The organism is Danxiaibacter flavus, assembly GCF_041060425.1.
In the GTDB taxonomy this organism is placed as follows: domain Bacteria; phylum Bacteroidota; class Bacteroidia; order Chitinophagales; family Chitinophagaceae; genus Danxiaibacter; species Danxiaibacter flavus.
The window spans coordinates 442,989-459,103 of record NZ_JAULBC010000005.1 but is presented as its reverse complement, the minus strand read 5'-3'; the positions used below and the strand labels follow the sequence as shown (position 1 = coordinate 459,103).

The 16,115-nt window shown below is 40.4% G+C and carries 14 protein-coding genes and 1 tRNA gene; 8 read left to right on the top strand and 7 right to left on the bottom strand.

Translation table 11 applies throughout. The features are described 5' to 3' along the window. Positions 1-398: 398 nt before the first annotated feature. Positions 399-950 carry an HdeD family acid-resistance protein gene (locus tag QTN47_RS16815; RefSeq protein WP_369330563.1) on the top strand — a complete coding sequence of 184 codons (552 nt, stop codon included), beginning with the start codon at positions 399-401 and terminating at the stop codon, positions 948-950. Between the two features lie 2 nt (positions 951-952). Here the strand turns inward: QTN47_RS16815 and QTN47_RS16810 are convergent, their stop codons facing one another. Next, on the bottom strand, positions 953-2,929 hold the full coding sequence (locus tag QTN47_RS16810) for a lectin-like domain-containing protein (protein WP_369330562.1): 1,977 nt from the start codon (positions 2,927-2,929) through the stop codon (positions 953-955). Between the two features lie 191 nt (positions 2,930-3,120). Here QTN47_RS16810 and QTN47_RS16805 point away from each other — a divergent pair, with 191 nt between their 5' ends. The 4 genes from QTN47_RS16805 to QTN47_RS16790 all read left to right on the top strand — a co-directional run bounded on the left by QTN47_RS16805 (position 3,121) and on the right by QTN47_RS16790 (position 6,855). Further along, entirely contained in the window at positions 3,121-3,486 is a 366-nt protein-coding gene (locus QTN47_RS16805) for a hypothetical protein (protein WP_369330561.1), read from the top strand. A 104-nt stretch (positions 3,487-3,590) separates the two neighbouring features. Then, on the top strand, positions 3,591-5,318 hold the full coding sequence (locus QTN47_RS16800; protein ID WP_369330560.1) for a DUF2130 domain-containing protein: 1,728 nt from the start codon (positions 3,591-3,593) through the stop codon (positions 5,316-5,318). A 52-nt stretch (positions 5,319-5,370) separates the two neighbouring features. Next, positions 5,371-6,321: a helix-turn-helix transcriptional regulator gene (locus QTN47_RS16795; RefSeq protein WP_369330559.1), complete on the top strand. Its 951-nt coding sequence runs from the start codon at positions 5,371-5,373 to the stop codon at positions 6,319-6,321. Between the two features lie 75 nt (positions 6,322-6,396). Further along, the gene (locus QTN47_RS16790; protein ID WP_369330558.1) at positions 6,397-6,855 is read left to right on the top strand and encodes a GyrI-like domain-containing protein; all 459 of its coding nucleotides are present in this window, start codon (positions 6,397-6,399) and stop codon (positions 6,853-6,855) included. Between the two features lie 65 nt (positions 6,856-6,920). Here QTN47_RS16790 and aqpZ read toward each other — a convergent pair whose 3' ends face one another. After that, on the bottom strand, positions 6,921-7,619 hold the full coding sequence (gene aqpZ / locus QTN47_RS16785; protein ID WP_369330557.1) for an aquaporin Z: 699 nt from the start codon (positions 7,617-7,619) through the stop codon (positions 6,921-6,923). A gap of 285 nt (positions 7,620-7,904) precedes the next feature. Here aqpZ and QTN47_RS16780 point away from each other — a divergent pair, with 285 nt between their 5' ends. After that, the gene (locus QTN47_RS16780; RefSeq protein WP_369330556.1) at positions 7,905-10,157 is read left to right on the top strand and encodes a hypothetical protein; all 2,253 of its coding nucleotides are present in this window, start codon (positions 7,905-7,907) and stop codon (positions 10,155-10,157) included. Between the two features lie 132 nt (positions 10,158-10,289). Beyond that, a tRNA-Gln gene (locus QTN47_RS16775) sits at positions 10,290-10,360 on the top strand. Between the two features lie 119 nt (positions 10,361-10,479). On the opposite strand, the gene QTN47_RS16770 is transcribed toward QTN47_RS16775, so the two are convergent. The 3 genes from QTN47_RS16770 to QTN47_RS16760 form a co-directional block, all read right to left on the bottom strand. Then, the gene (locus QTN47_RS16770) at positions 10,480-11,064 is read right to left on the bottom strand and encodes a nitroreductase family protein (RefSeq protein WP_369330555.1); all 585 of its coding nucleotides are present in this window, start codon (positions 11,062-11,064) and stop codon (positions 10,480-10,482) included. Between the two features lie 60 nt (positions 11,065-11,124). Next, positions 11,125-12,432 carry a UDP-N-acetylglucosamine 1-carboxyvinyltransferase gene (gene murA / locus QTN47_RS16765; protein WP_369330554.1) on the bottom strand — a complete coding sequence of 436 codons (1,308 nt, stop codon included), beginning with the start codon at positions 12,430-12,432 and terminating at the stop codon, positions 11,125-11,127. A gap of 190 nt (positions 12,433-12,622) precedes the next feature. Continuing rightward, positions 12,623-13,375, bottom strand: a complete 753-nt coding sequence (locus QTN47_RS16760; protein ID WP_369330553.1) for a DUF4290 domain-containing protein — start codon at positions 13,373-13,375, stop codon at positions 12,623-12,625. A 263-nt stretch (positions 13,376-13,638) separates the two neighbouring features. On the opposite strand from QTN47_RS16760, the gene chrA reads away from it, so the two are divergent. Next, on the top strand, positions 13,639-14,898 hold the full coding sequence (gene chrA, locus QTN47_RS16755) for a chromate efflux transporter (RefSeq protein ID WP_369330668.1): 1,260 nt from the start codon (positions 13,639-13,641) through the stop codon (positions 14,896-14,898). 386 nt (positions 14,899-15,284) lie between these two features. On the opposite strand, the gene nadD is transcribed toward chrA, so the two are convergent. Beyond that, positions 15,285-15,854 (bottom strand): nicotinate (nicotinamide) nucleotide adenylyltransferase, encoded by a 570-nt coding sequence (gene nadD / locus QTN47_RS16750; protein WP_369330552.1) that lies wholly within the window; start codon positions 15,852-15,854, stop codon positions 15,285-15,287. A gap of 18 nt (positions 15,855-15,872) precedes the next feature. Next, a complete protein-coding gene (locus QTN47_RS16745; RefSeq protein ID WP_369330551.1) occupies positions 15,873-16,100 on the bottom strand; it encodes a FeoA family protein in 228 nt (75 codons plus the stop codon). Between the last annotated feature and the right edge of the window lie 15 nt (positions 16,101-16,115).

The window sequence follows — 16,115 nt, the reverse complement described above, 5'->3', positions numbered from 1 at the left end:
ATCCTTGGTGTTGATAAACGATCAACGTCATTTCGACATAAAGAAATCTTCCGAAATTTAAAAGGACTGCAACGCAAATGAACTAACATATCCTAGTGAAGTTGCTTGATTTAGATTCATTGCCGTCGTGCTTCAGCCGACGGATGCTAATTGATCTCCCATCCATTCTGGGCTTTAGCCCAATAATTCCGCTGTATGGCTAAAGCCGACTTCGAGAAGCCTTCATTTACCGTTCGCTAAAGCGGAACGGCAATGAAAAAATACGCCACTGAAATTAACCTTTTATTGACACGAAGAGAATTTTACCATTTGGACAGATGCTTCTTTCTTATTCTGCAAATCCTCAACCTCCGAACATTTCTGGCACCTCATTGTTATTCACACATAACATATTTGCTATGAATCATTTGTTTAGCCAATATTGGTGGCTTTTTGTACTCAGGGGCGTATTCGCAATTATTCTTGGGCTTATTGCCCTTTTTGCTCCCGGCGCTGCATTTGCCACGCTCATTCTGTTCCTGGGTGTATTTCTTTTTGTTGACGGAATATTCAGCGTAGTTTCCGCTATCAGTTCAAGAAGGACCAACCCGGACTGGGGCTGGCTCCTGTTCTCGGGTATCACGGGCATAGTTGTCGGTATAATCATGTTTTATCACCCGTTTGCTACTGCAGCAGCGCTCATTTATTTTATTGCTTTCTGGACACTTGTTGCCGGCATTGCGGAAATTGCTATTGCCATCAGGTTGCGAAAATCAATTACCGGCGAAGGGTGGTATATATTCGGCGGTATTTTAACTATCCTGTTTGGCATTTTGTTACTCAGAAATCCTTTTGTCGGAATACTTTCCATCATGATCATCTTCGCTATTTATGCCATCATGTTTGGCGTTATGCTTATCTCATTAGGAATGCGGTTGCGAAAGAGATATAAACAACATCCAACCATTTAAACCTATCTTATCAAAACTGTATATCCCTGTTTTTTAACAAGATTACCAAGATAATCAACAGCTTCGATCATCCATACATAAGTGCCTGCCGGTTGCGGCTGGCCTTTAAAATTTCCATCCCACCCAACGGAAGACGAGGCCGATGAAAATAAGAGCTGACCGTAACGGTTAAACACCCTGAAATAATGCACTGCCTGCATTCCCGCGGCGACAAACCTGAAAACATCATTCTTTCCATCTGCATTGGGCGTAAATGCTGTAGGCACGTATAGATCCGGCCCCTTGTACACTTTAATACGAATGGTATCCGAGGTTGGACAATTGGCCGGAGAATTAGCTGTCAGAACATATGTAACATCCTGTTGGAGCGTCGCCACAGGATTTGGAATTGTAGGATTATTCAGTCCGGAAGAAGGGCTCCACCAATAACTATCCCCACCCGTTGCCTGCAATTGTAATGGCTGTCCTGCGCTTACAATCGTATCGCGTCCGGCAAAAGCGTTTGTGCCGTAAATGGTTATCGGTTTCCAAATAGTGTCCGACGGGCAGCCGGCCTCGCTTAAACCATACACCATTATCGAGTATTTTCCTGTATCGCGGTAACTGTGCTGTTGTGGCGAAGTAAATCCCAGCTTGCCATCGCCAAAACTCCAGTACCATTTTTTTATTGGCACAGTGTTGCTCACTTCGTTGCCCACAAAAAGCTGATCTTCATTTTTGCACATGTCTCTCACATCATTTACTGCTATTGATGGTTTTTGATATACCTCAATGTTCCGCTGAAATAAATCAGAAACGCATCCTTCCTGTGTGGTAACTAAAAGTGAAATGTTATTACTGCCCAATGGAAGCATTGTTTGCAGTCCGTCAGCGCCGGCCTCTGTAGTATCTCCATTTACGTTCCAGATGCGATGGTCGATTGTGCCATAAATCACTTCAGAAACATCGTGAAATAGAATGCTTCTTTCGGAGCAAAAAGGCGGCGCTTCCGTTGTAAACTTTGCAGTGGGTTTGGATCCGGCCACTATTTTCTTGCTGAAAGTATCTGACACACACCCATCATTCCCCTGGATATTCAATTTCACAATATAGTCGCCGGGTGCTGGAAATACGTGTGGAGGCGGTTGTTCAAGATCACTTTTTGTTCCATCGCCAAAATCCCACATCCATTTAGTGATCTTGCCGAAAGAAGTGGAACTATCCAGAAAATTAACCGGAGTGGGGAAGCAGGTTACCTGGTCTTCCGGCACAGTGAAAGTAGCATTGAGTGACGTGCAAAAACGTTGGCGGTTTGTGTATCCGCCCGTTGCCCCGGTAAAACCCCAGAACACTTTTGGGTCGTTTTGAAAAACAGTGTTAATAAGGTCAATTGTTACAGAGACACGAGGCTTGCCATCTATAAAAGCCGAAAGAAGTTTTGATGCCGGGTCCCAAATGATTCTAAAAACGTGCCAGTTGCAGTCTTCAATATTATCATTGCCATCAATAGCCGTAACCGGACCTGCAATATTATTCGGGCTATTGTGATTTATATCGCCATTGAGGTTAATGGATATATGATCATATGAGGGATCATCACGGTTGTAATTCTGATATGTGTCTATTACAATTGCTGCAGAAGGAGAAACGCCCTGTATGCCGATGCCCTCACCATATGTTCCAATACTTGTTCCCAGTGGCTGTAGCACGAATGCTATTCCATCTGCGCCGTCCTGATCCTGGCAACCAAGAAATACATTAAAATGATAATCAAACGGCACACTGAGATCAATTTTATTGATATTCCAGATTGAACCCATTAAAAAAGTGGGATTATCGTTGGTAAGTGTGTAGCAATGGCAGTTCTCCTGGTAAGCATTCCCGTTAAGATGGTAAGGATTGACCTGACCGAACATCTTTACTGAAACCAAACAATAGCTAAACAGCAATAACGCCTTTAGCTTGTTTAGCCTGGTTTTCTTAAAAATAGTCCGGTACAAAAGCGCGGTTTTGAAAGGTAAAAAGATCGTATTCGTTTTTTCTGTAAGCAGTTAAAAATGCAGTGTGTAAATTAGTTATTTTAAGGCACAAGGCTGGCGGTACTACAGAATTCCATCGAAAATAAAGCCCGTATTTAATATTAGTTCTAACACACACTCTACGCTGTTTGTGATTTCTCACAGTTTATTCTGTGAGAAAAAGAAAAAAAACAGGTGCATTTACCTCTGGACAAAGGCTTATGAAGGGAATTACCTTCGTGTCCCAATTACATGATCCTGTAATAACCTTATCTAAAAACAAAACGATGAAAAATTTATTTTTCTGTGCTGCTTTCCTCTGTGTTGGTCTTTTAGCGGTTGTTGTAGTAAACAGTAAAAACTGTTTTAAACGAAATGCTCAAACAAGCACCCATTTCCTGGTTAATCCCGTATTTGGTGAAGTTACTGCGGAGATTCAACAACGCTATGATAGTAAAACTCCGCTCAATTATGAATATAACAACGAGGTATCAATGATTTATGACTGCGGCAACAGCTCATATAAATTCAATCCTTAAGCTTCTTTATCAACCCTTCCCTTTTACCATCTCTCACAAATTGCCACAATTTGCAGCAAGCTTAGCAGCCTTTTTGTAATATTGAGCTCTGCAAAAAACGGAATATGCCTACAATTATCAAATGCACATCTTGTGGCCATGAGTTTCCATTAGAAGATGCACTGAACGACGAGCTGAAGGAAAATATAGAAAGAGAAAAGCAACAACTCCGTCAGCAAATGCTTGATTTTAAAAAAAGCAAGGAGCAGGAGTTGCTTCGCAAAGAAGAAGAATTCAATAATATAAAACAGCAGCAGGAAGAATCTTTCAGAAAAAAACTGGAAGAAGAACTCAAAAAGAACAACGAACAAATTGAAGAAAATATTCGCAAGTCTATTTCGTCAGACTACGAAACCCGTTTGCAATTGCTTCAACGTAATGCAAATGAAAACGAAGAAAAATTAAAAGAGGCGAGAAGAAAAGAACTGGAGTTTCTGCAAAAAGAGCAAACGCTGAATGCAAGGGAACAGGAGCTGGAACTAGAGCTGCAGAAAAAAGTGATGCAGGAACGCAACCTGTTAAAAGAGCAATTGACAAAAGAAGAAAAAGAAAGAGCGCTTGCCAGGGAGCAGGAATTTGAGGAAAGCAAGAAAGCACTGGAGCTCCAATTGGAAAATCAGCGAAAGCTTGAAGAAGAATTAAAGACTGACCGGAAAAATAAAGAGCTGGAATTATTGCGCAAACAGGAGGAGTTTAATTCACTTAAGCAACAACAGGAAGAAGTTTTCAAACAAAGACTCGATGAAGAATTAAAGAAAAGCAACGAACAAATAGAGCAAAGCATTCGTAAATCGGTAAGTTCGGATTATGAAAACCGTTTGTTGATGCTTCAGCAATCGGCGACTGAGAGTGAGGAAAAATTAAAAGAAGCAAGAAAAAAAGAACTGGAGTTTTTGCAGAAAGAGCAGGCCTTAAAAGCCAAAGAAGAAGAACTGGAAATAGAACTGCAAAAGAAACTGTTGCAGGAGCGTGGGCAACTGAAAGAGCAGTTGGTGAAAGAAGAACAGGAACGCATGAATGTTAAAGAACAGGAGTTTCAGTTACGCATGAGGGAACTTGAAAAGCAACTGGAGGATCAAAAGAAACTTGCCGATGAAATGAAGCGGCGTGCAGAGCAGGGCAGCATGCAGTTGCAGGGCGAAGTACAGGAGTTATTGTTGGAAGAAATTCTCCAGGCCGCATTTCCTTTCGATGAAATTTCTGAAGTGGGCAAGGGCGTTCGTGGAGCAGATTGTATTCAAACCGTACGCAACCAGTTTGGCAATGAGGCCGGCAGAATTATTTATGAAAGCAAGCGCACAAAAGATTTTTCCAATGAATGGATTGAGAAGTTAAAGGCTGACATGCGCAGTCTCGGTGCAGATGTTGCCGTTATAGTAACCAAGGCTTTACCGAAAGATATGGAACGTTTTGGTGAGCGCGATGGTGTATACATCTGTACGTTCATAGAAGTAAGAAGTGTTGCGCTGATGTTGCGCAATGCGCTTCTCAAAATTGCAGATGTTAGAAAAAGCCAGGAAAATAAAGGTGATAAAATGGTAATGCTGTATGATTACCTCACAAGCAATGAATTTGGCGAGCAATGGAAAGCCATTCGCGAAGGTTTTATGAACATGAAGCTAAGCATTCAGAAGGAGCGCGACGCTATGGAAAAACTTTGGAAGGCCAGGGAAAAGCAATTGGAAAAAGTATTGCTCAACGCTGCTCATATAAGAGGATCGATAGAAGGTATAGCGGGAACAGATGCAGTCAATCTTACATTAACAGATGAAGATCCATTGCTGCTTGATTAGTATTCATATCCCTTGTTCCGGGATTATCAATTAACTTTCAAATGCTGTTATCGTGAATCGCATAGACAGACTCAACGCCATACTCATACATCTACAGGGAAAGAAACGTGTAACTGCGCAACAGATTGCTGACCGTTTTGATATTAGCCTGCGCAGCGTTTACCGCGACATAAAAGCGCTGGATGAAGCAGGGGTTCCCGTTATTGGCGAAGCCGGCATTGGTTATAGTATTATGGAAGGTTATCGCCTTCCGCCGGTAATGTTTACCAGCGAAGAAGCCCAATCTATTTTACTGGCCGGGAAATTTGCTGAAAAATTTACAAGCCCTACTGTAAAAAAACAATTCGAAAGTGCACTCTTTAAGATAAAGGCAGTGTTACGTGCAACAGATAAAGAGAATATTGAAAAACTGGAAGAGACGGTTCTTGTAATGGGACCGGTTTCCGGAAGATATGAGGGTGAAAACAAATACCTGTCTGACCTGCAGCGTGCGATCATTGATAAAAAATCTATACGCATAGACTATCAAAAATTATATGCCGATAAATCAGACCGTATTGTTGAACCGATCGGTCTCTGTTACTACGCCGGTGCATGGCATTGTATTGCATGGTGTACATTACGGAATGATTATCGCGATTTTAAGATCAGCCGCATTCAATCACTTGAAATAACTGACATCAGCTTTGAAACCGACAGACATCCATCCATCAAAGAATATATTGAAAGGATGCGCACCGAAGAAACCCTCCGCGAAATAGTGATCCGCATAAAAAAAGAAATGATGCCGTTTATTCACCAGCATAAATATTATTATGGCTTTGTATCGGAAGAATTGTTGGGAGACTATGTCCGCATTACTTTTTTAAACGGCTTCCCCGATACATTTTGCAGATGGATCTTAATGTTTACTGATAAGGTGATCATTGAATCTCCTCAAAGCATAAAAAATACGGTGCAGGCTTTATGCAAAACGCTTCATCAACATTATAGCGCTTCTTAATTTTTTTTGTGTTAAAAAGATGCTGACATAATGCTGTCGTTTAGTAAATGTTCTTTGCAGTAAAATTATTCAGTTATGGAAAAAAGAACCCTTCCTGCCATGCAGGTCCTTTACTTTACAACGAAAACAACATTAGGCACCATGCATGAATTTGTAATTAAGGTGCCGGGGGAGTTGTATAAAGAAGCTATGCGTCTTAACTTATTTATCGGCGGGCCGCAATACTGGATTTACTATGGCGCTGATGGAAAACCGGATACCGAATTCACACTGGAGATTGCCCTTCCGGTAAATGGAAAAGCAAGCGGAACCGGCAAATTTCAAATTAAAACCCTGCCATCGTTGAATTATGTTTCGTCAATTCATCATGGCGAATGGAAAGAGCTGGGTACAACGTATGAAAAAGTAATTGGGTCAGTATATGCTAATCAGATGTCTATGCTTCCAACAAAGGAATGTCGTGAAATGTATTTAAATATTGATACCGAAAATCCCGCGAACAATATTACCGAAGTGTTGATCGGCGTTGAGTAAGATATCACCAAAAAAAGAAGCCACTTCCCATTTACGGGAAATGGCTTTTTAATTATCCCTCTTCATTACTTCTCTTCGAATAAGCCGCGCCACACTATGGCAGCCACCACACCTCCAACGATCGGCGCAACGATAAATAACCATAATTGTTTAAGTGCCATTCCACCGGCTAAAATGGCGGGTCCAAAGCTTCTCGCCGGGTTTACGCTGGTTCCGGTTATTGGTATGGCAAATAAATGAATAAGTACAAGGGTAAAACCAATTGCGGCACCTGCCATGGTGGAATTGCCGAATTTGGATGTCGTTCCAAATATTACAAACAGGAAAAGGAAAGTTAATACAGCTTCCGCTATGAAGGCAGCAGTCATTGAATATTCTCCCAGGTAACCAGGTCCCCAGCCGTTGGATCCAAGACCCCATTCTTTCAGTTCAAATCCTAAATGTCCCTGCAAAATGGCATACAACACCCCGGCCGCAACGGTAGCTCCAAGGAATTGAGCAATAATATATCCAACGGCATCAGCAGCACTTATCTTTCCTGCTACCAGCATTGAAATGGTGATTGCCGGATTGATGTGACAACCGGAAATTCCCCCAATTGCATATGCCATAACAAATACAGAAAGCCCGAAAGCAAATGCAATGCCCAGTAGGCCAATACCGGCGGCCGACCCTTCAGGAGTTTTTCCTGATATTACTGCCGCACCGCAGCCAAAAAGAACAAGTGCAAAAGTACCGATAAACTCTGCCAGGGATTTTTTCATGATTAGAGGTTTTGAACAGTATTAATTGTTTAACAGGTAAAAATTTATAGAGAATTTTTTAAATGTTTTTCAAGCGCACCGCACTTACGCCGGGGATACTTTTTCTATTAACAAACGCACGGTATGAATGTTCACGCATTAAGCCGATTATAGCGTTTTATTTTCTTTTAAACCAATTGGCTGCGGCGGTTGTTATACAAACAGGATATACCTGATAAAAAATCACCATTATTTTCTTATACGTAGCACAGGCTGATTACCGTGTGATCAAAAAATGCTGTGTTCATGAGAAAGATTGTATTTAGACGACCGGCGATACTTCCGGTGGTAATTGCACTCTTTATGTTGACCTTTTGTAGTGTAAAGGCCCAATATTCTTTTGACACAGCATTTGCAACGGAGGCTTTATGCTTAAAAAACCTCCGTCAGACACAAATTGCACATAAAACATTTATTTATCCTGACTCCTCATTGGGTTTTGTTTCCGGTTATAATATAATTGGCACTATCAATACATCTTCAAAAGGATTTACCGGATTTTTTTATCTCCCGTATTTATCTGCAAAAAATAATAGTTCGTATACTTTTCATTTAAACAATACAGAAGTTAAAAATTCTCCTTTGATCAAGGATAATTCTTACACGGAAAAATATGAATTTGTAAACACGAAGTATTTTTTCAAAGATCAGTGGCTACATGCTTTGTCAAAGGATATTGTGATAACCGCAGCACGTACCACTACTACTAACTATACGGGTTTGTTTACATATAGTGATGTAAAAAATAATTACTTCAACAGCGGATTACGTAGTAACAATGATGATAATAATGCGTCTTTATTTTGGGCAAACTTTCAACAAGATCCGCCTGGCAATATGCGAATGGTTTTTAGCGATGTTACACAAACCGATGTTTATACCAAAGCATCTCTTGAAACAAATAATCTTTCAACAGAAAGGTTATATTATAAGCGTGCAGATTCTGCGAGAGTTGAAAAGAAAAACATTCCGGATTATCCTCAAACAGACATTTCAGAAAATGAATTCGTCCAAAGGCTAAATGGAAACAATGCAAAGATTGGCACATACATGTTTATTAAAGTAAATAGCGGCGATGAAATAAGTGCGTCTGTTAATGCATGGTACAATCCTTCATCAACAGATAGTTGTTTTGATCATTCAGCAGGAATAGATATCGTGAACATTCTTGCTGATAACATAAAGGACGTTTCGATATTTAAAGGAAACGATTCCTGTGTGCATTTGTCTGTTTCAGATTATCTAAAACAAAGAAAACATTCAGCTACAACCAACACGCCTTCTGCTTTTCTGAATGTGTTGTTGTTTGATGACTCGCTTAATGCTGTTTCTACAAGTGACGATCTTAATAGTACATCACAGCAGGTAAATCAAACAACCCAGGTGCAGACATTGTCCATTGTTAAAAGAGCATTCAGTAAAAACGGTTATGCATTGATCTTTGTAAGTAACGAAACAATTAATGCAGATGTTTATTTCGATAATTTACAAATAACACATACGCGTAGGCCTGCTATGGAAGAAAGCCTGCATCCTTTTGAATCAGTTCTTAAGAAAAATGCGAATAACATAGATCATATTGTTGAAAGTGATCATCAGCAAGTCTCTTCACCAACTGTTTTCAGCAACGCAGTAGTCAAACAAGCCACAGAGCCAACTACTTCAGTTGTTCACAGCGGGTACAAAAGTCCGGCAATGGTCATTACCAACAATCAATTTTATTACAGCAATTCAAACGGCGATACTGTTATCTACAATAATCTTCATGGAGAAAAAATCTCCATTGTCAATAACACGTCGCTGTCTATTGAAATGGTAGTTGATGAAGATTATTACAACAATAAACCTGATCACAAGTTTTTGAATAGCCGGATAGGACTAAACAAGATAGCAGCGATGGCAGGCCTGAATATCAGCACTGAGCTTAGCGACATGTTTGAAAACAGTGATGAAATCCAACCCATGGATGATATTATTGCACGATGTAAAAATCTTATTCTTGAATTCACGGGTTACGCAAAGGATGTGTTGAATGAAGGAAAGATCAGGCAGCAGGGTGAAGGCAGGCTGAATATTTATTCAAACAACAATGATGGCAATACCGCTTTGGTTGCATCGTACGAAGCATTGAGTGGTGCAATGAACAATGGATTGTTGCCAAACGGTACTTACATTGTTACGCGGCCGATGAGAGTTGATCAGTTTTTGGATGAACAGGGATTTGGGTTTAAGATGATCCTCAAACCAGGGTCTTCTATCGGCATATTGAATAGGAGAGAGTTCAGAATTCATCCCGTACAACGACTGCGTTATGGAAAAAATATTGTCAGAATGCCGACTGAGGGATGCATAGGGTTATCCGGGGGACATGATGAGATAATGTTTTTTTACAACACGATGGTAACCTACTTTAAAAAACATAATATAATTCAGTTACATGTAAATATTAAGGACAATGCGAATGTTGTGAACCAGTTAGGTGGCAAAGAGCATTATTAATTATGCCTGCCCCTTGTTAAAAAACAAACGGAGCCACATGTTTATGCGACAAGATTTTTCCTTGTTTTTGAGTGAATTTGTTCAGGTTTTTTGCAAAAAATTCGTCACATTTGCAGCGTTGAAATATACGATTGCCCGATAGTATAACGGTAGTACGGCAGATTCTGGTTCTGCTTGTCTTGGTTCGAATCCAGGTCGGGTAACAAAACCTTGAGAACTAATTCTTCAAGGTTTTTTTATTTATAAACATCAAATGTCGCGATACATCGAAATAAAATGGCCTTGAACAATGTTTCAAGGCCTTTCATTTAAAATGTGTTTGTTATTTGTTCCACACTATTTTTTCTTCCAGCGGAACGATTCTTTTTCCTTCTTTTACAGTTTCATCAACATAACCCAGGTACAACAGGGCCATCATGGTATCTTCTTCACGAAGGTTAAAATGTCGCTTTAATGCAGAGTTGTGTACCAGGCCGCCCGTGCTCCAAAGTACAGCTATATCCAAAGCTTCGGCTCCAAGCAAAATGTTTTCAATAGCTGCAGATGTTGCTGCAATCTCTTCAAGTACGGGGATCTTAGGATTATCACCACGTTTGCAATAAACAATTACTGCGTGTGAAACCTTATCACCCATATGAAGCAACTTTTCGAAAGTAGCTGTGTTGAATTTTTCTTCGGGAGTGATGCTCTTGTATAGATCAGCATGTGTTTTACAAAAGCCTGTAACTGCATCATCACTGAATACAATAAAGCGCCATGGTTCTGTGTGTCCGTGAGTAGGAGCCCAGTCAGCCAATTCCAATAGCTGCTGTACAAGACTGTCGTCAATCTTCTTACCATTCATCAACACAGGCTTGTTGCTCCGCCTGTTTAAAATAATACGTTGTAGTGTTTCAAAATTATTCATGCGCTTAATTAAAGTCAAAATTCAAAATTAAAAAGTCAAAAATCTCAGGTACATCGTACATTAATCAATTCTCCTTATATCTGCTCCCAGATTTCTCAATCTTGCATCAATATTCTGGTAGCCTCTGTCTATCTGCTCAATGTTTTGGATAGTGCTCTTCCCTTCTGCACTTAATGCAGCAATCAACAACGCTTGTCCCGCACGGATATCAGGACTACTCATTGTAATACCACGAAGATTATTTCTTCTTCCAAGTCCTATAACCGTTGCCCTGTGCGGATCACAGAGAATGATCTGTGCCCCCATATCAATTAATTTGTCAACAAAGAACAGACGGCTTTCAAACATTTTTTGATGGATCAATACGCTGCCGATAGCCTGTGTTGCTACTACCAGCACTATGCTTAGCAAGTCTGGTGTAAACCCTGGCCACGGGTGATCAGATATAGTAAGTATACCACCATCGAGATAAGTACTTATTTCATATTTTTCCTGTGATGGTATATATATATCATCTCCGCGAAATTCCATTTGTATGCCAAGCTGCTGAAACTTTTCAGGTATAATACCCAGATGTTCAATGCCGGCATTCTTAATGGTGATCTCACTTCGTGTCATTGCTGCAAGACCAATAAAACTTCCTATCTCAATCATATCAGGCAGCATCGTGTGTGTTGTTCCTCCGAGATAATCAACGCCTTCAATTATAAGCAGGTTGCTACCAACACCGGAGATCTTTGCACCCATTCTGTTCAACATCTTACATAGTTGTTGCAGATAAGGCTCACATGCAGCATTATAAATAGTTGTTGTTCCTTTCGCCATTACCGCAGCCATTACAATGTTTGCTGTACCTGTTACAGAAGGTTCATCCAACAACATGTAAGTACCTTTCAGATCAGGTGCCACAAGCTGAAAATAATGCAGGTCTTCATTGTATTCAAAACGTGCCCCTAGCTTTTCAAAACCTATGATATGTGTATCAAGTCTTCTGCGGCCGATCTTATCTCCCCCTGGCTTTGGTATATATGCTTTTTTAAAGCGGGATAGCATAGGGCCTGCTACCATTACACTTCCACGAAGCTTGCCACTCTTTTTGCGAAACGCTTCAGATCCTAAAAAATCAATATCAACTTCATCTGCCTGAAAAGTACAAATATCTCTCTGCGGCCTTTCTACCTTAACACCCAGATCCATCAACAATTCTATCAATAGATTTACATCCAGTATATCAGGTATATTGTTGATCGTAACTTTCTCAGGTGTTAACAGCACAGCGGAAATAATCTGCAGTGCTTCATTTTTTGCACCTTGTGGTATAATCTCGCCTTGTAATTTGTTGCCACCTCTTACTTCAAAAGAAGCCATAAAATTTATTTATTCGTTTCTTAAAATCAATCGGAAAAAGCAATTACACAACTGTTGTTGAAGGGCATTCGGCTGCAGCATAAACAGTTGGGTTTTGAATGGTCAAAAATAAAATAAGGCTGAAGATTTCAACACTTCAGCCTTATTTATTTTATATACAGGAAGCTGTGCCGCAACCTGCAGTTTTACTTTATTTAAAGCGCTTTTTGAAACCGCCCTGGTTGCGGTTACCGTTGTTGCCGCCTCTGTTGTCGCGGTTATTACCATTACGGTTATCGCGTCCGCCGCTACCATTACGGCTATCACGTCCACCACCGCTGTTTCTGTTATTGCGGTTAGAAAAATTCTGTCTGCGGTTATCACGTCCACCACCACGTCCATAATCATCACGTTCAAAATTCTGATTGCGGTGTTTAATATATGGTGTGTTGCTAAACTCAAGCTGTCCGCCTGTTATGCTGTTTAACTCACTTCTGATGCCATCATCATGAACCAGCTCTTTGTGCCAGTTGCTGTAAGCCAGCTTCATGTAATAAGCGATAGAATGAGCAAACCCATTTTTCTTTTCCGGGTTATCCTCACTAAGCGCCTTGTTAATAACCAGCTCCAGGTTTTTACCAAGGTGAGAAAACTTGGGATAACGCTTCGGATATGGAATCGGTTCAGGCTTAGCCTTGTAGGTTTCCTTTTGAGGAATGGGATAGGGGCTATCAACATCCAGCTGGAAATTGCTGACATAAAAAAGATGGTCCCACAATTTATGACGGAAATCTTCTACGTTTTTCAAGTGTGGGTTTAAAAAGCCCATGAGTTCAATAACTACCTGTGCCTGTTTCTGGCGAGTCTCGCGATCTTCAATTGTCAACAGGTATTCAACCATTTTTTGAATATGCCTGCCATACTCTCTCATCACAAGATAATTTCTTGTTGTATTATATTCCATAAAAACTAAAAATCAAATGTAGTAAAGGTTTCAGTACGGAAGTAAACGATTATTACAAACTTTAAATACGAAGAAAGTCTTTTGCGTGAATTTCTGCTGCTAAAATAACAAATAGATAAATACTACCAGATGGTATATCCTTAATTTTTCATTGGTTTTATCATATTTTTTTAATGTCAGAAGTTTTACCTTTATGCGATTGAGAATAATGGGTTTATGCAGAATAAAGTTTAAACATCTATAAGTTTGCCTAATTTTTCTTCATTATTATTTATTTATTTCGTCACATATCATTTCTCAAAGCTGTTTTTTTTCATAGCATAACAGCATTTGGCGGCCCGCAGGGCCACCTTGGGATGATGTTCAAAACATTTGTCCACCAGCGGAAAGACATTTCAGAAAAAGAGCTGCTTGAATTCAATGCTTTCTGTCAAATGCTTCCGGGGGCATCTTCAACACAAACACTTACGCTTATCGGGTATAAAAGGGGTGGACTTCCGCTTGCTGTTTTGACGCTTTTAATATGGATACTTCCGGCGTGTACGTTAATGGGCGGGTTATCTTTTTTGCTCGACTATTTCAGTGATCATTCTATAGATCCGGGGATATTCAAGTTTATACATCCAATGGCTGTAGGCTTCATAGCATTCTCGGCTTTCCGGTTGTTTAAAGTAAGCGTGAATAATACGATAACGCGGATAATTATGGCGACGGTCACTGTGTTGACCTTCCTGTTATTCAAAACGCCGTGGGTATTTCCTTGTGTGTTGGTGGCCGCCGGCATAGCTACGAATTTTAGTGATAAAAGAATTCCTCAAAAGGGTATACCGCCTAAAAAAGTCAATTACGGCAACCTGATCATATTTCTTTCCATTTTTATGCTTGCGGGTTTTCTAAGTGAAACTGCCCGTAAACAGGAATGGAAGAACAGGGCTCCATACAATTTATTTGAAAACTTTTACCGTTTTGGAAGCCTGGTGTTTGGTGGTGGCGATGTATTAATGCCGCTGATGTATGAACAGTATGTAACCAGGCCGGAAACCAAAAGGGTAGAAGAGAAAAATCCAAATGCCCTGAGAATGAACAAAGAAGAATTTCTTACGGGTTCCGGTTTGGTGAGAGCAATTCCAGGTCCCGTATTTTCTATTAGCTCATTTGTCGGCGGAATGGTATTAAAAGATAAAGGTCCCGGAATGCAGATCACCGGTTGTATAATCGGAGCCATCGCGATCTTTTTACCAAGTGCATTGATGGTTCTTTTCTTTTTTCCTGTATGGCACAACCTGAAAAAATATGCGGTAATATTCCGTTCCCTGGAAGGAGTTAATGCTGCCGTTGTGGGAATTATGACCGGAGCATGCTTTTATCTGATGAAAGATATTTCTATCGATATCACGGACGGATCTACTGTTCACTTTATGAACGTTGTGATCATCTTCTCGACCTTCTTCCTATTATCTTCTTCTAAGATCAGAACACCGTTTATCCCGGCGCTTTGTCTGTTACTGGGTTGGTTGATATAAACCATGGAGACACAACGACAGGAACGAAACACAGCAAATTATCTTTACGAAAGCCCAAAGAAGCTTTTTACCACAGAGTGAACGGAGTTGTTTTCACAGATTACCAGAAATCGCCGGGAGGAATCTACTGACGATTATAAGATCATAAATAAACGGGACATTTATCCTACCCAATAAACTTATTGCTTCAGTATCTCAGTGGCTAAAACCCCGTGCATCCCTGTGCCAAAACTCCTTTCACTCTGTGGTTAAAAAACCTCGCTTCAATAAGTTTTAAGCTTTGAGCTTTAGGCCTCAGTGGCTAAAACCCCGTGCATCCCTGTGCCAAAACTCCTTTCACTCTGTGGTTAAAAAACCTCGCTTCGATAAGTTTTAGGCTTTGCGCTCTACTTGTAATATCTATTCGCCTCAATTTCCATCCGCACCTTCTCCGGTAGGATATAACGCGTTGAGGTGTTGTTCTTTATAAATTTCCTTATTTGAGTAGCAGAGATTTCCAATAGGGGGGCATCAAGAACAGTCGCTTTTACTTCCGGCTCAGGTTGAACCAGGTACCCCGGGCGTTGGTACACGATGAAGGCATAATCTCTTTTAAGGATATCTACGTTCTTCCATTTTGGAAGATTTTGATAGCTATCCGAACCCAGGATGATACTGAATTGGTTGGCAGGATACTTTTCCTGCAGATAGGTAAGTGTATCAATTGTATAGGAAGGTCGCGCCAGTTTGAATTCCACGTCAGTGGCCTTCAGTTTGGAATTATCTTCTATAGCTATGTTTACCAGGTGGAGGCGATTGTACTCATTTAAAAGGCTGGCTTCAGACTTCAGGGGATTGTGTGGAGAGACTACAAACCAAACCTGTTGAACATCAGTATTGTTTGCAACGAATTCGGCGATAATCAGGTGACCAATATGAATAGGATTAAATGAACCAAAATACAATCCGATATGCATGTAAGGAGGGGTTTGGCTTTAATTGATTTCTTCTACAAGTATCTGATCAGCTTCGTTAATGCGCAGACTCAGGTTATATCCAGCCACTGTTATAGAAATAGGATCTCCCAATGGCGCCTTTTGTTCAACCTTGATTATTTCGCCCGGTACACAACCCATTTCCATCAGCTTAATAAAAATATCATCTTTTTCAAACGCTTTTATCACTGCACTCTTTCCAATGGGAATATTAGACAACTTCTTCATCTCTGAAATATTAAT